At 59.4% G+C, this 21,773-nt stretch carries 20 protein-coding genes and 2 tRNA genes; 14 read left to right on the top strand and 8 right to left on the bottom strand.

Features of this window, described 5'->3' with window-relative positions; all coding sequences use genetic code 11:
- Window positions 1-15: 15 nt before the first annotated feature.
- Genes ACNPM8_RS13100 through ACNPM8_RS13085 form a run of 4 tightly spaced genes read right to left on the bottom strand, consistent with a single transcriptional unit; the run spans window position 16 to window position 2,291 of the window.
- A complete protein-coding gene (locus ACNPM8_RS13100) occupies window positions 16-783 on the bottom strand; it encodes an ABC transporter permease (RefSeq protein ID WP_448939977.1) in 768 nt (255 codons plus the stop codon).
- Window positions 780-1,571, bottom strand: coding sequence for an ABC transporter ATP-binding protein (locus tag ACNPM8_RS13095; protein WP_448939976.1), 792 nt, complete (start codon window positions 1,569-1,571; stop codon window positions 780-782). Before ACNPM8_RS13095 ends, ACNPM8_RS13100 begins: the two co-directional genes overlap by 4 nt.
- A gap of 1 nt (window position 1,572) precedes the next feature.
- The gene (locus ACNPM8_RS13090; protein WP_105657228.1) at window positions 1,573-1,944 is read right to left on the bottom strand and encodes a DUF1048 domain-containing protein; all 372 of its coding nucleotides are present in this window, start codon (window positions 1,942-1,944) and stop codon (window positions 1,573-1,575) included.
- Window positions 1,945-1,946: 2 nt separating this feature from the next.
- Window positions 1,947-2,291, bottom strand: coding sequence for a PadR family transcriptional regulator (locus tag ACNPM8_RS13085; RefSeq protein WP_105661795.1), 345 nt, complete (start codon window positions 2,289-2,291; stop codon window positions 1,947-1,949).
- A gap of 208 nt (window positions 2,292-2,499) precedes the next feature.
- Here ACNPM8_RS13085 and ACNPM8_RS13080 point away from each other — a divergent pair, with 208 nt between their 5' ends.
- Window positions 2,500-3,147, top strand: a complete 648-nt coding sequence (locus tag ACNPM8_RS13080; RefSeq protein WP_448939975.1) for a maleylpyruvate isomerase family mycothiol-dependent enzyme — start codon at window positions 2,500-2,502, stop codon at window positions 3,145-3,147.
- Window positions 3,148-3,201: 54 nt separating this feature from the next.
- Here ACNPM8_RS13080 and ACNPM8_RS13075 read toward each other — a convergent pair whose 3' ends face one another.
- From ACNPM8_RS13075 to ACNPM8_RS13065, 3 genes are read right to left on the bottom strand one after another with little or no spacing between them, the layout of a single operon-like run.
- Window positions 3,202-5,550, bottom strand: coding sequence for a GNAT family N-acetyltransferase (locus ACNPM8_RS13075; RefSeq protein WP_448939974.1), 2,349 nt, complete (start codon window positions 5,548-5,550; stop codon window positions 3,202-3,204).
- Window positions 5,551-5,560: 10 nt separating this feature from the next.
- Entirely contained in the window at window positions 5,561-6,907 is a 1,347-nt protein-coding gene (locus ACNPM8_RS13070) for a lysine N(6)-hydroxylase/L-ornithine N(5)-oxygenase family protein (RefSeq protein ID WP_332728074.1), read from the bottom strand.
- On the bottom strand, window positions 6,904-8,397 hold the full coding sequence (locus tag ACNPM8_RS13065; protein ID WP_448939973.1) for a pyridoxal phosphate-dependent decarboxylase family protein: 1,494 nt from the start codon (window positions 8,395-8,397) through the stop codon (window positions 6,904-6,906). Before ACNPM8_RS13065 ends, ACNPM8_RS13070 begins: the two co-directional genes overlap by 4 nt.
- 353 nt (window positions 8,398-8,750) lie before the next feature.
- Between ACNPM8_RS13065 and ACNPM8_RS13060 the strand changes: the two genes are divergently transcribed.
- From ACNPM8_RS13060 to ACNPM8_RS13030, 7 genes are all read left to right on the top strand, one after another.
- The gene (locus tag ACNPM8_RS13060) at window positions 8,751-10,004 is read left to right on the top strand and encodes an MFS transporter (RefSeq protein WP_448939972.1); all 1,254 of its coding nucleotides are present in this window, start codon (window positions 8,751-8,753) and stop codon (window positions 10,002-10,004) included.
- A gap of 42 nt (window positions 10,005-10,046) precedes the next feature.
- Entirely contained in the window at window positions 10,047-11,120 is a 1,074-nt protein-coding gene (locus ACNPM8_RS13055) for a glycosyltransferase family 4 protein (RefSeq protein ID WP_388023974.1), read from the top strand.
- Window positions 11,121-11,259: 139 nt separating this feature from the next.
- A tRNA-Asn gene (locus ACNPM8_RS13050) sits at window positions 11,260-11,335 on the top strand.
- 273 nt (window positions 11,336-11,608) lie between these two features.
- Window positions 11,609-12,454, top strand: coding sequence for a phage holin family protein (locus ACNPM8_RS13045; protein WP_181149034.1), 846 nt, complete (start codon window positions 11,609-11,611; stop codon window positions 12,452-12,454).
- An 86-nt stretch (window positions 12,455-12,540) separates the two neighbouring features.
- The gene (locus ACNPM8_RS13040; RefSeq protein ID WP_388023973.1) at window positions 12,541-13,452 is read left to right on the top strand and encodes a DMT family transporter; all 912 of its coding nucleotides are present in this window, start codon (window positions 12,541-12,543) and stop codon (window positions 13,450-13,452) included.
- A gap of 51 nt (window positions 13,453-13,503) precedes the next feature.
- On the top strand, window positions 13,504-14,691 hold the full coding sequence (locus tag ACNPM8_RS13035; protein WP_105657237.1) for a glycosyltransferase: 1,188 nt from the start codon (window positions 13,504-13,506) through the stop codon (window positions 14,689-14,691).
- A gap of 99 nt (window positions 14,692-14,790) precedes the next feature.
- A tRNA-Ile gene (locus ACNPM8_RS13030) sits at window positions 14,791-14,867 on the top strand.
- Between the two features lie 256 nt (window positions 14,868-15,123).
- On the opposite strand, the gene ACNPM8_RS13025 is transcribed toward ACNPM8_RS13030, so the two are convergent.
- The gene (locus ACNPM8_RS13025) at window positions 15,124-15,657 is read right to left on the bottom strand and encodes a M23 family metallopeptidase (protein ID WP_448939971.1); all 534 of its coding nucleotides are present in this window, start codon (window positions 15,655-15,657) and stop codon (window positions 15,124-15,126) included.
- 396 nt (window positions 15,658-16,053) lie between these two features.
- Here ACNPM8_RS13025 and rpsB point away from each other — a divergent pair, with 396 nt between their 5' ends.
- From rpsB to ACNPM8_RS12995, 6 genes are all read left to right on the top strand, one after another.
- Window positions 16,054-16,905, top strand: a complete 852-nt coding sequence (gene rpsB / locus ACNPM8_RS13020) for a 30S ribosomal protein S2 (protein ID WP_105661810.1) — start codon at window positions 16,054-16,056, stop codon at window positions 16,903-16,905.
- Window positions 16,906-17,050: 145 nt separating this feature from the next.
- Window positions 17,051-17,887 (top strand): translation elongation factor Ts, encoded by an 837-nt coding sequence (tsf, locus tag ACNPM8_RS13015; protein WP_105657303.1) that lies wholly within the window; start codon window positions 17,051-17,053, stop codon window positions 17,885-17,887.
- A 205-nt stretch (window positions 17,888-18,092) separates the two neighbouring features.
- Complete coding sequence (gene pyrH, locus ACNPM8_RS13010) at window positions 18,093-18,815, top strand: UMP kinase (RefSeq protein WP_105657240.1); 723 nt, start codon at window positions 18,093-18,095, stop codon at window positions 18,813-18,815.
- Between the two features lie 78 nt (window positions 18,816-18,893).
- Window positions 18,894-19,451 (top strand): ribosome recycling factor, encoded by a 558-nt coding sequence (frr, locus tag ACNPM8_RS13005; RefSeq protein ID WP_105657241.1) that lies wholly within the window; start codon window positions 18,894-18,896, stop codon window positions 19,449-19,451.
- A complete protein-coding gene (locus ACNPM8_RS13000) occupies window positions 19,451-21,007 on the top strand; it encodes a phosphatidate cytidylyltransferase (RefSeq protein WP_332486626.1) in 1,557 nt (518 codons plus the stop codon). Before frr ends, ACNPM8_RS13000 begins: the two co-directional genes overlap by 1 nt.
- Window positions 21,008-21,156: 149 nt before the next feature.
- A complete protein-coding gene (locus tag ACNPM8_RS12995) occupies window positions 21,157-21,729 on the top strand; it encodes a DivIVA domain-containing protein (protein WP_105657242.1) in 573 nt (190 codons plus the stop codon).
- The last annotated feature ends 44 nt before the right edge of the window (window positions 21,730-21,773 follow it).

Genomic DNA, 21,773 nt, shown 5'->3' with positions numbered 1-21,773 from the left:
CCGCGCCCCCGCCGCTCAGCTGGAGGTCTTGCTCCGGTAGATCCGCGTGGCCAGCGCCCAAGCCAGGATCAAGATGCCTGCCAGCCAGGCCAGGGCGATCCAGAGCTCGGAACCCACGAGTTCTTGCGACAGCAGGGCGCGCAGCGAATCGACGATGGCAGTGATCGGCTGGTGCTCGGCGAACCAGGCCACCGGCCCGGGCATTGACTCGGTGGGAACGAACGCCGAGGAGATGAAGGGCAGGAAGATCAGCGGGTAGCTGAAGGCGCTGGCGCCATCCACCGATTTCGCGCTCAAGCCGGCAAGCACCGCTACCCAGGTCAGGCTTAGGGTCACCAGGCACAGCAGCGCGAGCACGGCGATCCACGCTGCCATGGAGGCGGAGGAGCGGAAGCCCATGGCCAGGGCGACCCCCAGTACCAGCGCCAGGGACAGGAGGTTCGCCGCCAACGAGGTCGCCACATGGCTCCAGAGCACGCTGGAGCGGGAGATCGGCATGGAGCGCAGGCGCTGCACCAGCCCATCGCGCAGGTCCAGGAACAGCCGGTAGGAGGTGTAGGCGACCCCGGAGGCGATGGTGATGACCAGGATCCCGGGCAGCAGGTAGTTGATATACGGTCCGGTGGCGCTGGTGCCGATAGCCCCGCCGAAAACGTAGGTGAACAGCAGCATCATGGCCACCGGGGTGATGGCCGTGGTGATGATGGTGTCGGGGCTGCGGACAACGTGGCGCATCGAGCGCCCGGTGAGGATTCTGGTTTCCCGCAGTGCCGCGATGCTCATGGCTTGCTCCCTTCGGTTCGCTGGTGGTGGCCGATCAGTTCCAGGAAGATCTCCTCCAGGCTCGGCCGCTTGGCCCCCAGCTCGGTGGTGGCCGGCGGCAGCAGGGCCTGGAGTTCGGCCAGCGTGCCCTGGTGGATGATGGTGCCCTCGTGGAGGATGGCGATTTGATCGGCCAGGTGCTCTGCTTCATCCAGGTACTGGGTGGTGAGCAGGATCGTGGTGCCGGACTCGGCCAAGTCGCGGATCACCTGCCAGGTCTCGCGGCGCGATTGGGGATCCAGTCCCGTGGTCGGCTCATCGAGCAAGAGCACCGGCGGGTTGCCGGCCAGTCCCATGGCGATATCAAGGCGCCTGCGCATCCCGCCGGAGTAGGTTCCTGCGGGCCGGTCCGCTGCGTCGCAGAGGTTGAAGCGCTCCAGCAAGCCGTTGGCGATGGACCGCGGATTCTCCAAGCGGAGCAGCCGCGCGATCAGCAGCAAGTTTTCGCGCCCGGTCAGGACCTCGTCCACTGCGGCGAATTGCCCGGTCAGGCCCAGCGACCGGCGGACCTGGACCGGGTTCTCGCGCACTGCAGCTCCGCAGACCCGGGCGGTTCCCGCATCGGCGGGAAGGAGGGTGGCCAGGATCCGCACCAGCGTCGTCTTGCCGGCGCCATTGGAACCGAGCAAGGCGAAGATGCTGCCAGGCTGCACGGTGAAGTCCAGTCCGCGCAGCACGGGCAGCTTCTTGAATGACTTGGCCAGTCCGGTGACCTCGATGGCCGGTTCCGGGGCCAATGCGGTATTCATGTCATTGCTCCTTCGATTCGTTCTCTGCTTCGGAAATGGTGTCGGCCAGGCGGGTGCGTTCCTTGTCGGTCCAGCGCTTGCCCCCGTAGGCCTGGGCGAAGTCATCGGCGAATTCCGCCGGGTCCTGGCCAAGCAGTTCGCGCAGCGCGGTGCCGTTGGCGGCTGCTCCTTCGAAGAGGTCGGCCAGGTCCGAATACATGGAGATCATCGTTTCGGCGTCGGTGACCCCGCTCTGGTTCAGCAGGTAGCGCTGCACTCCTGCAGCGGCCTTGGCATAGGGCTGGGGCAGGGCCTTGAGGCGTGCCATGCTCTGCTTGTACTGCTTCTTCTGCTCCAGTGAGCCGGTGAAAGCTTCAATCCATTTGGCGACCATGATCAGTGCCCTTTCTGCGGGGTGCTCGGGTGGGGGAGGTTGTTGATGCGGGAGACGAGCAGGTTCCAGGTGGTCCAGAAGTCGTCGAGCTGCTGCTTGCCGCTGGGGTTGAGGGTGAAGACCTTGCGGGGAGGCCCTTTTTCGGACGGGACTTTCTCCACCGAGACGAGGCCTTTCTGCTCGATGCGCACCAGCAGCGCGTAGATGGTTCCCTCGGCCAGATCGGTGAAGCCGCGTTCGCGCAGTTCCGTGGTGATCTCGTATCCGTAGGCCGGGCGTTCGGCCAGGATCGCCAGGACGATCCCTTCCAAGGTGCCTTTGAGCATCTCGGTCATCTGTGTGGCCATGGTGCACCCCTCTCTACTTAGTGTCATTGAGTACAAGTAGATAGTAGAACTAAGTAGCGGTATTTAGCAATACTTAGTACCAAGATTTTCCAGATATTTTTCGGAGCTTTGGAGAACCACCATTTGACCAGTGGCAAGATGGCGCAACCGGAAATCCGGTATGCTCCTGGAAGCTGAGCCGGTACTGGATCTATGGAGATGAGGCGCCATGAAGGATGCGAGATGGCATTGGGAGCTGGTCCATGCCGAGCGTGCGCGGTTGACAGGATTGCTGGGCAGCTTGGCTCCGGAGCAGTGGAACGCCCCATCGCTATGCGCGAACTGGCAGATCCGCGATGTGGCGGCGCATCTGGCGGCCGCCGGATCCACCTCGACCGCCCGCTGGCTGGTGAATATGGCTCGTTCCGGATTCAATGCCGACCGGCACAACGAGCGGCTGCTGCGCCCGCAGCTCGGGGACGGCGCCCGGCAAACGCTGGATAATTTCAATCGTTCTGCCAGCAAGTCCATTGCCCCGCTGAACTCGGTGACCGGTTTGCTGGGCGAAGTGGTAGTGCACGGTCAGGACATCGTCCAGGCGCTCGATCTGATCCTGCGGCCTGAACCCACGGCACTGCGAGCGGTGGCAGGATTCTTCGCCTCCAAGGACTTCGCAGTCAATAGCAGCACCCTGGTTAAGGGGTTGCGGATGTCGGCGGTGGACGACGCTTTCAGTTGCGGGAACGGTCCCGAGGTGCGTGGCGAATTGCTGGATCTGGTCCTGGCGATGGCCGGAAGGGAACAGGTCCTCCCGCGGCTTCAGGGCGCAGGGGTCGGCGAGCTGGCACGCAGGATCACGGCACAGCCGCGGAAATAGCAAGCATCGCGCCGCACGATGACTGTACGGCGCGATGCTGGGGAAGCTGGCAAATCAGCCAGCGGGAATGAGGGCGGTGGCCAGCGGGTTCTCCAGATCGCCTGCGTAGAGCAGGCCTCCGGACTGGTCGGCGAGATCCAGCATCTGCTGGTTGTTGCGCAACTGCAGGCGGTTCAAGCAAGACAGCGGGAAGTTCTGCGCAAAAAGTCCCAGCTGATCAAAGCGTTCAGCGAACTGCGGGTGCTGCCCGCGATAATCCAGCAGCCGTTGAACTACGGTCTTCCAGAAATCTGCTTCGGAAAGCAGTTCTTCGGCATCCAGCAGCGGCGCGAGGAAGCGGAAGAACGAATCAAAGACATCCGTGAAGACCGACAAAACCGGATCTCCACCGGTGCGTACCCGGCGAATCTCCTCCGGGAGTTCCACCCGGTCCGAGAGTACGGCAATCTCTTCGCCCAGATCCTTGAGCAGGACCTTCTTCACAGCACCGTTCTCAAGCACCATGATCACGTTTTCGCCATGCGGCATGAACACCAAATCATAGGCAGCCAGGCAATGCACCAGCGGAATGAGGTAGGCATCGAGGTAACGGCTTAGCCAGTCGGCCGGTGCTAGCCCGCTGCGGCGAATGAGGGCGCCGGCAAAGGACCTGCCGGACGCATCGACATGCAATAGGCTGGCCATCGTAGCCAACTTTTCTTCCGGGCCCAGCAGGCTGATCGGGGACTCCCGCCACAGCGCAGCCAGCATCTTCCGCTGCGGATCGCTCTTGCCGGTGGCTGCTTCGAACTGCGGGTTGCGGTAGCCTACGGCCGCAATTTCACGCAGCAGGGCGACCGGCTGGATCGAGAGCACCGGGTCCTTTGCGAACAACTCGCCCAACCACTGGTTGATCGCGGGAGTCACCTTCATGTACTCGGCACTGAGCCCTCGCATGAACCCCATATTCAAGATCGACATTGCCGTCTTGACGTAGTGTCGTTCCGGGTTGGACAGGTTGAAGAAGGTGCGGATCGACTGCTGCGCCTGGTACTCGTCAACGCTGGTGCCCAGCCAGATCAATTGCTTGCGGGCAATATCATTGGCGAACGTGATCGACAGGCGGTTCTCCCATTGCCAAGGGTGCACCGGAATGAAGATGTAGTCCCCGGCTGCATAGCCGGTGCCGAACAAGGAGGCCTCCAAGGCCGCATCCAAGCGCTGGCGCTCGGCTGGATCCAGCTCGGCGGCCAGCAGCCCTTCGTAATCCAGCGAATCCACGGCGTCGAATTGTGCTCGGGACTTGTGGGCGGCAGCCCAGCCAAGGTGCAGGGCGGAACCGGTTTCGGGGGCGTACCTCAGGTAGTCGGTGCGCCCGATGCCCATTCTTCCGTTGTTGGCTATGAAGCACGGGTGGCCCTCGGTCATGGAAGATTCGATGAGCTGGAAGGACTGTGCGGCTGTGCCGTCGAACCGGGCCAGCTGTGCTGAATTATGGGTTGCATGAACCTGCTTGTAGCAGTGGCTGGCCAGCGTGGATGAGAGCTCTTCAAGGTAGGTGGGCAGCTGCACCGGGGAAAGCGTGAGTTCCTGGCAGAAGTGGGTGATGAACTCAATGGCGTCCACCTCTGCCTGCTGCCAGCTGCCGTCAACGAAGTGGTGGTGTTCCACGGACTGCGGTGAAACCAACCAGTGGTTCAGCTGGTACCGCTGGGCGCTGAAGCTGTAGCGGTGGGCATCCTTCTGGACTGAGTAGCGGTTTTCTCCATGGCCGGCAGGCTCCAGGAGGCGCTCATGCGAAAATTCGCCCAGGGCCTTGGCCAAGACATGGCGGTTGGCGATGTCCCAACGTGCAGGGGAGAGGAATGAGGATTCCAAGCCGCGGCCGGTAGCGGTTTCGAAATCCTGGCGAGTGCAGATGGACAGCAGAGCCTGCTTGATTGAGCCGTCTGCCTCGGAAAGCTCCACTGGACGTACCGGGCTGAAGCCAACGCGGGCATTCAGGGCATGGATGGCTTTGTTGCGCAGGTCAGGTTCCACGATGATTCGTTCGGTTCCGGGCAGGGCGAAAGCCTGGACCATGGCCGAGGAGAGAGCGTCGAGGGTGAACCCAGGCTGCGGCTCGGTGGCTGCCGGAGCCAGGAAGTGCAGTCCACGGTCGCCGCGGACGCAGTTGTATGCATCGGCCAGTGGCGATGCTGCTGGGTCGTAGAGCTCGACAAGGAATTTCTCGTCCCCTGATGCATCAATGCCGAAGAGGACTTCGTAGCCTGGGGTGCCAAGCAATGTGCGGTATTCTGCTTCGATTTCCTTTTCGGTTGCGTTGGCCATGCCCCAGAAGGAGGCATGCGCGGTGGCAATCCACGAATGCAGCAGCGCAGTATCCCCGGGCAACGTCACGGAACGGAAAGTGTAGTTGGTCATCGGAAGTTCCTTAGGCTCGTGCGCTGGCAGTGGCGGAAGTGGGCAAGCCGCTGAGTTCAGCGGCGCCGAATCGCTGGAAAGCGATCCGTCGCTCGACCGGGTAGACCTCGCGTCCAGCCAAGCGGTTGATAATTACTGAATTGCGGTAGGCTCCCATGCCCAGATCCGGAGCGGTGAAGCCGTGGGTGTGCAGTTCAGCGTTCTGCACGAAGATGTCCTGGTCCAACCCGATGGAATATTCGCGATCTACATTGAAGCGGCCATCGGGAAGGTAATCGATGCGTTGGCTGATGCCTTGCAAGAAGTCCGGAGTGCCTGCGCGGTAGCCGGTTGCCATGACAAGGTGGTCGGCGAGGAATTCCAGGTCTTCACCGGTGCGTTCATGGCGCAAGCTGATGGCCAGGTGATCCGTGTCAGCGCCGATGCTCGTGGCCGCGCAGCCGGTACGCAGGTGCACATTCGCTGCGCCATTGACGCTTCGCTGGTAGAGCTCTTCGTGGATTTCGTTGATCAAGTCCGCGTTGATCCCCTTGTAGAGCCCCTTTTGCTCTGCTGACAGGACATCCCGCTGATCCATGGGCAGGGCATGGAAGTGGTCGATGTATTCCGGAGATGTCATCTCCAAAGTGAGCTTGGTGTATTCCAGCGGGAAGTAGCGTTCTGAACGCGTTGCCCACACCAGATGATCCTCTTCTGGCAAGCTGCGCAGAAGATCCAAGAAGATTTCTGCGGCGCTCTGGCCGCTGCCGAGCACAGCAGTTACTTTCGGGCCGGAACCTGCGGTCCGGGAGGATAGGAGTTTCTCGCGGTGGAAGGCGTAGTCGCTTGAGTGCACCACGTTGCCGGTGGCTTGTGCTTCCGTGGTGAGAACCGGCGGCAGATAAGGCTGGGATCCGGTGCCCAGCACCAACTTGTCTGCGGTGAATCGGGTCAGTCCTGCGGCAGTGAGCACCGACAACAGGTAGACCCCGTCGTGGTATTCGGCTTCGAGCACCCGGTGCCCGAATCGTACGCTTTGAATATTTTCTGCGGCCCACGCCAGGTAGTTGGAATACTCCTCGCGCAGCGCGTAGAAGTCTTCGCGGATATAGAACGGGTAAAGCCGCTGTTTTTCCTTGAGATAGTTCAAGAACGAATGCTTGCTGGTCGGGTTCGCCATGGTCACCAGATCTGCCATGAAGGGAACCTGGAGATGGGTTCCGGGAAGCATCATGCCAGGGTGCCAGACGAACTTCTCTCCGGCTTCCAGAACTGCAACGTGCAGATCATCCAATCCATCGGCCAAGGCGGCAAAACCCAGATTGAAAGGGCCAGCGCCAATAGCGATGACGTCAAAGTGCTCGGTAGGTTCAATCATTTCTTCTCTCCAAGGGTGCGTTCGGCCAGCAGTCCGGAACCAATCCGGCAGATAGCGTCGAGGATCTCGCTGATATCGGCCAGGGTCGTATTCGGATTGAGCAGCGTCAGTTTCAGCAGGCGTTTGCCTTTGACTGTGGTGGCGGCGATCATCGCTTCGCCGCTGGCATAGAGGCGTTGGCGGATCTGGTTGGCCAGGGCATTGTGCTCGTCCAGTTCCAATGGGTGCTGTGGATCTTCAAAGGAGAAGACCAGCGTGCTCAGCTGCACGTCGGCTGCCATCCGTAGCTGGGCGCGCATGGCAACTTCCTGTTGAGCGTCCTCTGCCAAGGCGATGACCTGGTCGAACATGGCACCCAAACGGCTGGCACCCAAAGAGCGCAACGTGACCCACAGCTTCAGCGCATCGAAGCGCCGTGTGGTCTGCAGGGACTTCGAGACCTGGTTGGGGGTGGACTCGGCCTCCGCACGCGGGTTCAGGTACTCGGCATAGTGGGCGATGGATTCCATGGAGGCCGCCGAGCGGACCACCAGGGCGCTGGAGCCGATGGGCTGGAAGAAGGACTTGTGGTAATCCACGGTGACCGAGTCGGCCAATTCAATGCCGTCCAGCCGGTGGCGGTGGGAGTTGGAGACGAGCAGGCCGCAACCGTATGCGGCATCCACATGGAACCACGCGCCTACTTCTGTGGCGATAGCACGTAGCTGGGGCAACGGATCGATGGCCCCGAAGTCGGTATTGCCGCTGGTGGCGGAGATGGCCATGGGCACCAATCCGGCGGCGAGGTCTGCGTCCAGGCGCACGCGCAATGCATGCGCATCCATGCGGTGCTGGGCGTCTGTAGGGATCGCCACGGCCGCGTCGTAGCCCAGACCAAGGAGCATCGCGGCGTTGCGAATCGAGAAGTGCGCATCTTCCGAGCAATAGATCCGCAGATTAGCCAGCCGTTCAGGCAAGGTGCCCCGCAGCTTTGCGGTAGCGGTGTTTCGTGCGATCAGCATGGCCTGAAGGTTGGATTGAGTTCCGCCAGAGGTAAAGATTCCGTCGGCCTGCCCGGTCCCGAAGCCGATCAGATCGGCGGTGAAATCGATGAGCTTGCGCTCGATCAGTGTTGCTCCAGCGCTCTGGTCAAAAGTGTCCATCGAGGTGTTGATGCTCGTGACGAAGTTCTCGGCGACCACCGCAGGGATCACGACGGGGCAGTTCAAGTGCGCCGCGTACTTCGGATCGTGGAAGTAGACCGCGTCGTTGAAATACAACTCATTCAGCTCGGTGAACGAGTCCTGGGTTGAACCCAATGGACTATGCAGGTCGACCAGGTCGATGCGTTCCTGCAACTGCTGCGGAGTCGGTCCGGTCGTCGGCGCGTTCACCGATGCCAATCGGTGGGCCACGCGTGAAATGGCTTCACGCGACTCGTTTTCGTAGACACGGGCGGTGTCTGCGCAGAGCAACGAATCATCGTAGATCGGCAGTGGTAGATCAGGCATTTGCAGGGTAGGCAGTGAGGCACCCAAAAGCATGCTCCTCAGATAGAGACAATCAATAGTTGGTCAGGCTCACCTAACAAGAATCTATTAACATCACACTTCAATTAGTTAATGCAAGCCGAGTAATTCACTCTCTCCGCCAGGAGAAAAGTTTCTACATTTTCCTGCGGGTGGCGCCCGGCTGTGATAAGTTACCCGCTGACCTGCATCTGAGCGAGGCTGAAGCTGGACCGCTGCGGGGTTGAAGTGGAGAGAACTTCTCGACTTCCAATGTCCCGGAATTATCACTAATCGTTTGATTGCACTTTCAAGCTAGAGCTGTATGATCAAACAGTTAGAGCAAGGGAGGGCAAGTGGCCACGGTAAGCCCAGGAAAAGTCCAGCGATCCCAGCGTCTGCTCCTCGGGTCGAACGCAACGGACGCGGCAGGACGCTCACTTTCTGATATCACGATTGATCTGCTGTTCGTGGGTACCCTTGGCGCAACTGCCATGCAGATGGGAGTGCTCAATGCGCTTGGTTCCCTTTCCTTTGTGCTCGCGAGCATCCCCGCGGGCCATTTGGTCGACAAGTATTCCGCGTTGCGGGTCCTGCGCATCGGTCTCGGGTCCAAGCTTTTCCTGCTGGGGTGCCTAGCGGCGCTGTCCTTCGCCGAGGAGCTAACGATCCCGCTGGGGATGCTGTTGTGCGCATTGCTCGGCTTCTGCAATGTTTTTTCCGAAACGTCCCAAACCACTGCCGTTCCGCAGCTCATCGGAGATGAGCCTGAAGTCCGAGCGGCGAGCATCAGCAAGCTGATCGCCTCGCTGGGAGCTGCGGACCAGTCAATGACCGTGATTGTCCCGGCCTTGGCGGGAACCGGCTTCGCGCTGTGGGGAGCGCCAGCGCTGCTGAGCATCTCGGCGGCTCTGGGCCTGCTGGCAATGCTGATGGCGCTGCAGGTGCGTTCCTATCGCCTGTCGCAAGGCCCTGGCCGCCGCCCCGGGCCGTCGCCCGAAAAGGGCGGCATCCTGGCTGGCCTCAGGTATCTGGCCCGGCACCGCCTGCTCTTGGCAATTACCGTTGCAGTGATGTTCTCCAACTTGGGGCTGGCCATCGGGTCATCGGTAGAAGCGATCTTCATTATCAACGAGCTCGGCTTTGGCGAATTCGGGTACGGCCTTTTCGCCTCGGTGAGTGGCGTTGGCGGGCTAATTGGAGCTGCTATCGCAGGAACGCTGGCTGGAAAATTCGCTCCGGCAACCTTGCTGATCTACACCGGTTCGATGCAGGCAGTTTTGGCGGGCTGCGTATTGGGCGCGGCTTATGCAACCGAAATGTGGTCCATGGTGCTGCTGGGAATTTTCGCGCTGGGATGGGGAATCGTCGTGCTGCTCTTCAATATTGCTGCCTCGTCCTGGATTGTGCAGATCGTTCCGGAGCAGCTGCTGGGCCGAGTCTTAAGCGCACGCCGGTTATTCACCTTTGGAGTAGTTCCCGTTGGCGGATTAGTTGGTGGGGCAATGGCCAGCGCGTGGGGGATTACCGCTGGACTGCTTGCCTGGGTCGTTGCCGCAACCCTCTCAGTTATTAGCTACCTAGTGATGCGCGGCCCGGCAAGCCGTTAGGCTGGAAGGCATACGCACCACGAAGTAAAGGCAACCGCGCACGTGAAACTCGTTATCGACGCTCGATACACCCGCATCACCCACCATGATGGCATTAGCCGGTATACCGCCGGGTTGATCGAGGCCGCCAGCAAGCTTGCCGAGGTCACGATGCTGGTCAACGACACCAGGCAGCTGGCAATGCTCCCCGATGTTCCGTATCTGAAGATTTCCGGGCCCACGAGCGTGCTCGAGCCATTCGTCGCCCTGCAGATCAACAAGCTCAAGCCGGATGTCGTGTTCTCGCCCATGCAGACCATCGGATCGTTGGGGCGGAAATATCCCTTGGTCCTGACCTTGCATGATTTGATCTACTACTCGCATCCGCATGCACCGAAGTTCCTGCCTGCTCCGATTCGCGCTGGATGGTACTTGTTCCATCAGGTCTACTGGCCGCAGCGGATGCTCCTGAATCGTGCCGACGCGGTGGCTACCGTTTCCAACACCACAGCCGAACTCATGCGCAGGCATCGACTGACCAAGAAGCATATTGGACTGGTGTTCAACGCCCCCACCGGAAATTTTGCTCGTCGAGACCAAGCGAAGCGCCCAAAGAAGACCTTGGTCTATATGGGTTCCTTCATGGAATACAAGAACGTCGAGACACTCATCCGCGGCATGGCGCACCTGCCGGACTATGAGCTGCACCTGCTAAGCGGGATCAACGAGCAACGTCATGCTGAATTATCCAAGCTCATCCCCTCGCAATCCACAGTGGTATTCCACCGCGGTGTCAGCGATGAGGAATACGAACAGCTGCTCAGCGAATGCACTGCCTTGGTAACCCTTTCGCGAGAAGAAGGCTACGGGCTTCCCCTGGTCGAGGCGATGAGCATGGGAACTCCGGTGATTGCCACCGATATGCCGATTTTCAGGGAAGTCGCGGATGACGCCGCGCTGTATGCTTCGGCAGATGATGCACAAGGCTTCGCGGACCAAGTACGCACTTTGGATGAGCAGGCTACCTGGAGACAGTATTCGCAACGCGCCGTGGAACGAGCCGGGCACTACTCATGGGAACAATCAGCCCAGCAGCTGCTGGATTTGGCCAGATATGCGGCAGATCACAGAAAATAGTTTGCTGCTGCCTGGTGGATAAGCATCCGGTCTCGCCCGGAAAATGGCGGAAATTCGGGGCAGGGAACGCATGCTCCGCAACGGGAACTTCCGATTTGAAAACCGCACTTGGCCAGTGCTAAAGTATTACTCGTTGCATTCCTCCATAGCTCAATTGGCAGAGCATTCGACTGTTAATCGAAGGGTTACTGGTTCAAGTCCAGTTGGAGGAGCCAAAGAAACCTCCCAGCTCCGCAAGTAGCTGGGAGGTTTTGTTTTACCCAAAAGCGGTCGTTGCCATGCGCAAATTCGAAGTGAAAACCCAGCAACACCCGAACCTCCTATAACCACAGGTGATTAGACGATAGACTTTCGAATCGTTAACAGTTACACCCACAGCATGAGATAAAGGCAGTGGGTTTTACGCCTGAAGACTGAGTCGTATGCGGCAACCGGGGTGTTAGCGTTTGATGTACCGGTTGCTGAGCGATCGAGAATATGGAGAAACCATGTCTGAAGCTGAATCGACGCAAGCTGACGAAAGCCTTAAGTCGAGTGTCAAGAGTGCTAAGACGCAGGTTGATGGTCTCAAGGAGCTTGTTCCACAACAGCTCTCGGACGAGATCAAACTCGCGACTACGGTACTCAAAGGCAAGGGAATCAGCATTGGCATGGCGGCGGCGCTCGCCGGAGCTGCACTGCTCGTAGTGTTGCTCTTCGTCATTGCTGTTGTCGTTACCCTGGTCAATGTATTGGCTCTCTGGTTGCCCGGTTGGGCAGCCGCATTGATCGTTGCAGGATTCTTCTTGCTGGTTGCTGCCATCTTGGGATTGGTTGGATATGCCAAGGTCAAGAAGGCACTGCCGCTGAAACCGGAAGCAGCTATTCGCGGACTCCGCCACGACTTGGGCGTGCTCAAGGACGGCAGCGCCTTCGATGTCAGCACTCTTGATGAGCCGCTGAAGAAGAAGTCGGCTGAGGATGACGAGAAGGCTGAAAAGAAGAAGGAACCGAAGCCTCCGGCACCAAGTGCCGATGAGCTGATCCTTCGCACCAAGCGTCGCCGCCGCCAGATCCAGGCTCTGCGTGACAACCTGGGCGAGAGCGTGCAAGCGCCACTGGCCAAGATCGACAAGATTCGTTCCTTCACCCAGGGAGCTGGGGAAAAGTTCTCCGGAGCAGCCGCCAAGGCGAAGGGATTCGTTCGCCCTTCCTCGTCTTCGTCTTCCGAAGACCAATCGGAGGCTGACAGAGCCGGCTCAAACCGCTTAGAGCAGGCACGACCGTATATCGTGATGGCAGGTTCCGGGCTGGCGCTGATGGCTGTAGTCCGCGCATTGTTCAAGCGCTCCTAGGTCTTTCGCCGACGGGGCCAGGCATTAGCCGTACCAAGCGTGCGCGTGCCCCGTCGTATGAAAACTTAGGCTAGAAAGGCACTGACATGGTTTGGATCGCTATTGCAGCGGCACTATGCAGTGCCTTTTGTCTTGCCTTTGGAGCGCACTTCCAATCGCAGGCAGTCCGCAGTGCTGTTGGCGGTCTGGACCTGACAATTAAGAATGTCGGGAAGCTGGCCCGCAACAAACGCTGGATGAGCGGACTGGGGCTGATGGCTCTTGGCATGGCCTTGAATGTTTTCGCGCTAGCCAGCGCGCCCTTGACGGTGGTGCAGCCAATTGGTGCCATTGCATTGGTGATCACTGCGATGGTCAATGCCAAGGAAACCGACCTGACGATGAATCGTCCCACCGTATTGGCGATCATCAGCTGCATGGTGGGTTCGGTTGGCTTCGTGCTTCTGGCCGTCACTGCCACTAGCAGCAACCAGGAGGTAAACGACTACGAAGCGCACTTGATTGAAATGATCTTGGCGGTAGTCGTTGCCATCGTGGGATTGGCCACCATCTTCTTCCACAAGAAGCTCGGTGCGTTCTTCTTCATCCTCGGTGCTGGCGTCCTATTCGGATTCGTCGCCGTACTGGTTCGAACCATTGCAATCGCCGTGATGAATATCGGCGACGGCAGCTTTATCCAGCTGCCTTGGCTGGCTGGCCTAGCGGTAGTTGTAGCTGGCCTTCTCGGCTCATATTTTGTGCAAAAGGCCTACTCAAAGGGACCTCCTGACCTTGTCATCGCAGGGTTGACGGTGATTGACCCGATAATTGGCATTGCCATTGGAATCGGCATCCTCGGGGAGCTGCGTCCTGATGTTCCGGTACTGGTCACCGTACTGATGCTGGTGGCTGCTGGTTTGGCTATCGTCGGTGTGACCGCACTATCCAGGCATCACCCGGACGTAATTGAACGCCGGAACCAGACTGAAGCAGAAAAATCCATGCCTGATTCCAAATAGACTGAAGCTGCAGATTTTAATAGAAACTACAACGCGTGTGAACGCCGAAGGATGCTCGTGGCCAAGGAAAAACCGCTGACCATCGTCATTGCTGCTGACACTTATCCGCCAGACGTCAACGGTGCAGCGATGTTTTGCTACCGGTTGGCTACTGCGATGCATGCACGCGGCCACCGGGTGCATGTGCTGGCGGCCCGTGGAGATAAGGGCAAGACCTACACCGAGATCCGTGATGAAGCAATTGTGCATCGTCTGGAATCGCATTCGGTACCTACCCACGAGTACTTCCGTATCGTGTTCCCGTGGGAAGTCAATCGGCAGATCAGCAAGCTGCTCTCGGATATCAAGCCCGATGTAGTCCACGCCCAGAGCCACTATATGATTGGCCAGCGCACGATCGGATGGGCTCGCAAGAACAAGGTTCGTTCCATCGCCACGAACCACTTCATGCCGGAAAACCTTGACCCCTTCCTGCCTTTCCCGCAGTGGTTCAAGCGAATTGTCGCGCAGAATTCGTGGAGAGACATGGGGAAGATCTTTGGGCGGGCAGACGCCGTCACGACCCCGACTCCACTGGCGGCCAAGGCAATGCGTGAGCGTGCCAAACTGAACCGGGTGCTTCCGCTGTCTAACGGGATCGAGATCGGCAACTACGAGCTGGCGGCAGGGGAAGAAATCATTAAAAACGAGTTCCCCACGATCTTGTTCGCAGGCCGTCTTGCCGTTGAGAAGAACATCAATGAACTCATCGAGGCATTGCCTTTAATGAGCCAGGTGCCGGATGCCATCATTGAAATTGTTGGCGGGGGAGAGCAACGCGCTCACTTGGAGAAGATCGCCGACGAATTGCAGCTGCGAGACCGTGTCCGTTTCCTTGGGCATGTAAGTGATGAACAACTGCGCCAGGCCTACCTGCGTTGCGATGTGTTCTGCCAACCAGGCACGGCCGAACTGCAGTCATTGGTAACCCTGGAAGCACTCTCGGCTTCCAAACCCGTCGTTCTGGCCAACGCGATGGCCCTGCCGCACTTGGTAGACGAAGGCATCAATGGTTACATGTTCACGCCGGGAGACCGGCAGGATCTGGCCAACAAGCTAGACCAGGTTCTTGCCTTGGATGGGCAGCGCCGTGCCAAGATGGGTGAAGCCGGGCACGAAAAGGTGAAGAACCACGCGCAGGAAAAGACAATGAACTCCTTCGAAGCCCTTTACCGCGGCCACGAAGTTTCCACCCATTAATAGGTTCATCGTCATCGGGTGCGTCAAGTCGGTGTTTCGGCTAGTGATGCCCTAGAATATTTCGAGTGTGGTTACGCCGCTTCGGCGATGGGCCCATGTGGGGAGTTAGCTCAGTTGGTTAGAGCAGGGGACTCATAATCCCTTGGTCATGGGTTCAAGTCCCATACTCCCTACCAAACAAGATCGTCCAGCAGCTTATGCAAAAAAGCTGCTGGACGATTTTTCGTTCCGGGGTCTGGAAACTGGAAGAAGCCAGTTCCCAGCCCATTGCGCGGTGCCAACTTGCAACTCTCATGGCAGTCCAAGGAACAGGCCACGCGGCTGCGCGGCATGGAGCTCTCGCCAGGGGCAAGAACACGCAGAGGATCCGGTCTGCAAGACCCGCGACAGTAACCGTGGCTCTTCATGGTGCACCCCTGGGAGCCTTCACGGTCATTCGTGCAGCGGCAAGAGTATTGATGGACGCATGTCGCGGATCAGCAACACCGGGTCAATGTATTCTCCTTCGAGCCGCACGCCCCAGTGAATGCATCGGCCCGAGCAGTGCGCCCCGGTTGCTACCTGTCCCACCTTCGCGCCAGCCTCGCCCCAATCGCCCACCGAGACTCCGGCGGCTACCGGTTCGATGCTGGTCTTGAATCCGGAACCGTGGTCGATGACCAGCACGGGTCGATCCACGATCACTGAAGCGAAGGCGACTTGGCCGCGCTGGGGCGCGAAGACCGAGTCTCCGGAGCTGGCAGCCAAATCCACGCCGCGATGACCGGGAAGCCAATTCTCCTCCGGCTTATCGAAGGGCTCCAGAATTTCCGGTTCGCCAGCTAGCGGCCAACGCCAGCCGTTGCCGGCGGCGAGTGCAGCTTGTGCTTGGACTGGTTGTGGCGCCGCAGTCAGGGGCGAGGCCGGAGGACCACTGAAGGCCAGCAGCAAAACCTGCAGCCCGGCGACTAGATAATTGGATTTCATCCTCTCAGGATGGAGCCAATAGCCGGATCTTGAGCAGTTGGAAGAGCGAATTGTGGGCAAGCGAATGGGCTGCAGATCACCGATATCGCCGTGTAAAGCGTTGAGTTCTCTGTAGTACACTTGAAACAGCAGTGTCCTGTCACAGGTGTGTCCAAAACTGGGTGCGTCGGGCAGGGGATTGACTTCGCGTATGAGTATCCACAGCTTCATGAGCTGTGGCCTGAGGTTCCAGTGGTCCGAGAGAATCGGTGGACCGAAGGCGAGATGCCAAGCATCTATCGGTATTCGTGCTAGGGCGGATATCCACAATGGCTATCTGCATCAACCCGAACAAACAAGAGCAGTTACCGCGGGCGCATGCGCGCCCGGTCCGCCACTGCTGAAAGGAGTTGCGACATGCCAGTCGTAACCATGCGAGAGCTGCTTGACAGCGGCGTCCACTTCGGCCACCAGACCCGTCGCTGGAACCCAAAGATGAAGCGCTTCATTTTCACCGAGCGCAACGGCATCTACATCATCGACCTGCAGCAGTCGCTGTCGTTCATCGACCGCGCTTACGAGTTCGTCAAGCAGACCGTTGCCCACGGCGGCACCGTACTGTTCGTCGGTACCAAGAAGCAGGCTCAGGAATCGATCGCCGAGCAGGCTAACCGCGTTGGCCAGCCATACGTGAACCAGCGTTGGCTCGGCGGTATGCTGACCAACTTCCAGACCGTCTCCAAGCGCGTTCAGCGCATGAAGGAACTGGAAGAGATCAACTTCGAGGACGTTGCTGGCTCCGGTCACACCAAGAAGGAACTGCTGCTGCTGAAGCGCGAGCTGACCAAGCTGCAGAACAACCTCGGTGGTATCCGTAACCTGACCCGCACCCCTTCCGCTATCTGGATCGTTGACACCAAGAAGGAACACTTGGCTATCGACGAAGCACAGAAGCTGGGCATCCCAGTTGTGGCCATCCTGGACACCAACTGCGATCCGGACGAAGTTACCTACCCAATCCCAGGCAACGACGACGCAATCCGCTCCGTCAACCTGCTGACCCGCGTTGTTGCTGACGCTGTGGCCGAAGGCCTCATCGCCAAGAACAACAAGGCTGCCGGCAAGACCGAGGGTGCTGCTGAGCCAATGGCTGAGTGGGAGCGCGAGCTGCTTGAGGGCGAGAAGGCCAAGGCCGAAGCTCCAGCTGCAGAAGCTGCAACTGAAGCACCAGCTGCAGACGATGCAACTGAGGCACCAGAAGCCAAGTAGTCACCTCGGTGACTCCAGAAGTTTGCCTGGGCCCACTAGCGTGTAGCTCGGGGTGAACTTCACCAAGTCTTGTGGGACGGGCCGGAAATCCGACCCGTCCCATAAGCAAAATAAACTTGAAACTCCTAGCTGAATGGGATTGCACGTGGCAAACTACACCGCTGCTGATATCAAGGCACTGCGCGAGCGCACTGGCGCCGGCATGATGGACGTTAAGAAGGCACTGGACGAGGCTAACGGCGACGCCGAGAAGGCCATCGAGATCATCCGCGTCAAGGGCCTGAAGGGCGCTACCAAGCGCGAAGGCCGTTCGACCGCTGAAGGCCTGGTTGCTGCCAAGGTTGAAGGCAACGTCGGCGTCATGATCGAGATCAACTGCGAGACCGACTTCGTTGCCAAGAACGAGAAGTTCATCGCACTGGCCAACAAGGTCCTGGATGCCGCTGTGGCTTCCGGTGCTGCAGATGCAGAAGCACTGCTGGCTTACGAGCTGGACGGCAAGACCGTTGGCGACATCGTTATCGAAGAGGGCGCAATCCTCGGCGAGAAGGTTGTTGTACGCCGTGTTGCACGCATCGAGGGTGCCAAGGTTGCTTCGTACCTGCACAAGACCAGCAAGGACCTGCCAGCTCAGGTTGGCGTTCTGATGGCTGTTGACGCTGACAGCGAAGCTGCCGCAACCGTCGCACACGACGTTGCTGTCCACACCGCTGCAATGGCTCCTACCTTCCTGTCCCGCGAGGAGGTTCCAGCTGACAAGGTTGCCGACGAGCGCCGCATCGCAGACGAAACCGCTCGCGCGGAGGGCAAGCCAGAAGCTGCACTCACCAAGATCGTTGAAGGCCGCCTGACCGGTTTCTTCAAGGAAATCGTCTTGGTTGACCAGGCTTTCGCCAAGGACGCAAAGAAGTCCGTAGGCAAGGTCTTCGAAGAAGCTGGCACCAAGCCAGTTGCCTTCGCACGCTTCCGCGTTGGTGCCTAAGCTTTTACAGCTCTAAGCATTAGCCGTACGCATTAAGCGAACCGCGTTCAGGGCAACCTGAGTGCACAAGATCAAAGGGAGGTGAGCACCGAGAGAAAACTCGGTGACTCGCCTCCCTTTTCTTGAGCCCGGATCTCACGATAGCTTGGGATCTGGGAAGTAGTACCCCCCAGCTTGATTCCGACCTCCAGGAGTAAGACACCTCATGCCAAGCACCCCAGAAACCAAACGACGCCGCGTACTGCTCAAGCTCTCCGGTGAAGTATTCGGCGGCGGCAAGATCGGCGTTGACCCGGATACCGTTCGCGGCATCGCCAAGCAGATCGCTGAAACCGTAGGCGAAGTAGAGGTCGCAATCGTGGTTGGCGGCGGCAATTTCTTCCGCGGCGCAGAACTCTCGGCCTCCGGCATGGACCGCTCGCGCGCAGACTACATGGGCATGCTTGGCACCGTCATGAACTGCCTGGCACTGCAGGACTTCCTGGAACAATGCGGCGTCGAAACCCGCGTCCAGTCGGCCATCGCCATGGCCCAGGTCGCAGAAAACTACATCCCACGCCGTGCCATCCGCCACATGGAAAAGGACCGCGTTGTCATCTTCGGCGCTGGCGCAGGCCTGCCGTACTTCTCCACCGACACCGTGGCCGCGCAGCGTGCCCTGGAAGTCGATGCTGACGAAGTTCTGATGGCCAAGTCGGGCGTCGATGGCGTGTACACCGCGGATCCGAAGAAGGATCCGACCGCCAAGAAGCTGGAGACCTTGACCTACAGCGACGCGCTGGTCAACGACATCCGCGTAATGGACCAGACCGCCATGACCATGTGCCAGGACAACAAGCTCAATATGCTGGTCTTCGGCATGGAAGGCGAAGGAAACGTGGCCGCGGCAATTCGCGGCGAGCGGATTGGCACCACCGTCACCGTCTAATCGGTGATCGTGGCTTAGGATTGAAGTAGATTTAATTTCCCGTAGCGGAAACACAGATGAAGTACTTGAGGAGTACCGGTGATTGACGAAACGCTGGCGGAAACCGCCGAAAAGATGGAACGCACCATTGAGGCCGCCAAGGAGGACTTCGCGACGATCCGTACCGGTCGCGCCCACCCAGGCATGTACTCAAAGGTCATGGTGGACTACTACGGTTCCCCGACCCCACTGCAGCAGTTGGCTTCCTTCGCAGTGCCAGAAGCACGCACCATCACCATCACCCCATTCGATGTGACCGCTATGCGCGCAATCGAAAAGGCTCTGGGCGATCCAGAAGTTGGGGCAAACCCATCTTCGGACGGAAAGATGATCCGCGTTGTCCTTCCAGTGCTGACCGAAGAACGCCGCAAGGAATACGTCAAGCTGGCCAAGGCCAAGGGTGAGGACGCCCGCGTTGCGCTGCGTAACCACCGCCGCAAGGCCAAGGACTCCATCGACAAGTTGGTCAAGGATGGCGAAATTGGCGAGGACGAGGGCACCCGTGCAGAAAAGGACCTCGACGCGCTGACCAAGAAGCACGTTGACGCAGTTGACGAGATCTTGAAGAAAAAAGAAGCAGAGCTGCTGGAAGTCTAATGCCAGGCTCGACAGACAACACTGAGGGCAACGCTTCGGCGGTGCCCTCAGTGGCATCCGGAGAATCCCAGCCCCTGACCCGACGTGAAGCTCGTGCCCAGCGCGAGGCTGCCGCCAAGGGGAAAAAACGCGGTTTCATGAAGAACCGCGCGGCTAGGGAAACTCCAGAACCTGCCACTGGAATCCAAGAACCGGTCACGACTGAACCGGCCAATCCGGTAGCTGCTCCAATGGCCACGCCAGCACCGGCACCAGCCGTGGAGCAAGTTGCCGGCACCGATGGCGTTTTGCCGACCCCTCAGCCAGGGGCTGGCGCGAACCCGGCAGCCGAGGCTTCCCCAGGCAAGGATGCAGCCGCTACGGCTGATACCGGGCAAGCGAAAGAGCGTGCCAAGGCAGCCTTCAAGGCAGATACGTCCAAGTCGGTGGCGGCTCCGGGGCCGGTAGCTGCCCAGCAGGCCGGACCAGCCGAGGAACCGGCTGAGCCCGTAGAATCGGCGGAACCCGGCAAAGCCAAGATCTTAGCGGCCCCAGCTGCCCAGGGTGGTATGCCAGCGAAGGGCGAAGCGACCAAACAGGACGCCGAATCAGCGGCGCAGAATCCAGCGCCTGCCGAGGGCAAGGTGCCTGCTCCACCGGTTTCCGACTCCACGGACCTGGCCGAGACCGGCCAGCCCGACGCGGCAGAAGCAGACATCCCTGCCGAGCTGTTGATAGGAACCCCGGAGCCGAAGAAATCGCGCGCCGGACGCAACCTGCCCGCGGCAATCGGCGTAGGCTTGCTGATGCTCGGCGTCGTCCTCGTTGGCCTGATGTGGTCGCAGCCATTGTTGGTCATCGCGCTGATTGCCCTCAGCGGCATTGGCTGCTGGGAAGTTGCGAGAGCTACTACTCACGCCAAGACCGCGGTGCCTCAATTGCCGTTGTACCTGTCCTCGGTCTTGCTGCCGGTCAGTGCCATTTGGGGCGGGGTGGAAGCCCTTGGCTTCAGCTACATTGCCTGTATCCTCATCGCTCTGCTCTTCCGGCTCATGGAAGGACTCAAGGGTGCTGTGGCCTCGGTGATGAGCAGCGTGTTCATCATCAGCTGGGTGCCGCTGCTGCTTTCCTTCGCCCTGCTGATTCTTGATTCCGAGAATGGCCAATGGCTCATTGCCACGCTTTTGCTGCTCGCGGTCGCCAACGACACCTTCGGCTACATCGTGGGTGTGCTAATAGGCAAGCATCCGATGGCGCCAAAGATTTCTCCGAAAAAGTCCTGGGAGGGCTTCGCCGGATCAATGATTGGTTCGATGGCTATTGGTGCTTGCGCAATGCACTTCTGGCTGGAAATGCCATGGTGGACGGGCGTCATCTTGGCGTTCTTCACCACCATTGCCGCGACCACTGGCGACTTCGCGGAATCCATGGTCAAACGTGAACTGGGCATCAAGGACATGAGCAACTTGCTGCCGGGCCATGGCGGAATCATGGATCGCTTGGACTCGATATTGTTTGTCATTCCTCTGGGCTACGTGATTTCGCATGTGTTGGCCTGGAGCGTCGAAGTCTTCTGACCGGTCCCGCCAGCGGGTGTGATCCTCTACTGGAATGCACTGGCTGGTGTGGCCATTAAGCCAACTATTGGCCCAAGCCAATAGAATATGAGGGGTATCGCCTTACCGGGGTACCCAACTGATATCTCTCTAGAGAAAAAGGAACTGTCGTGTCGCAGCAGCAAGATGCTCCGTTTTCCCGCGTACCGGACTCGGAATTCGGCTACAACGCAAAGCAAGTTGATGCATTCCTGAGCCGTGCCCGCGCCACCTTCAACGGTGGAGGAAACGACGACAGTGTGGTCACCAGCCACCTGATCCGCCGCACCACTTTTGCGCCGCAGAAGGGCGGGTACCAGGCCCGCGAAGTCGATGGTGCGCTGGACCGCTTGGAAGATGTCTTTGCCAAGCGCGAGCGCGACGACTTGATTGCCCATCAGGGCGAGGAGGTCTGGCTGCAGCAGGTAGGCCGCCTGGCCGCGATCCTGCGTGGCCGCCTGCACCGTGCCAAGGGTGAGCGTTTCCGTCGCCCGTCGCGTTCCAACGCGTCGAGCTACAACATCGAAGATGTCGATCGCCTATGCGATCAGCTCATCGACTATTTCGAGAACGACGTGCCCATGGCCGTTGACACCGTACGCCGCGTGGAATTCCGCTCTTCGCAGGGAACCGATGGCTACGAGGAATCGCAGGTCGATGCATTCCTTGACCGCGTGGTCGAGCTGATGGCTTCGATCGACTAGCAGCTGTCTCCAGCGCAAACGCATTGCCGCGGGGCAGTGGGAAA

It is taken from the genome of Glutamicibacter sp. AGC46 (assembly GCF_053543715.1).
The sequence above is the reverse complement of the archived record's forward strand: the minus strand, read 5'-3'. Positions and strand labels throughout refer to the sequence as shown.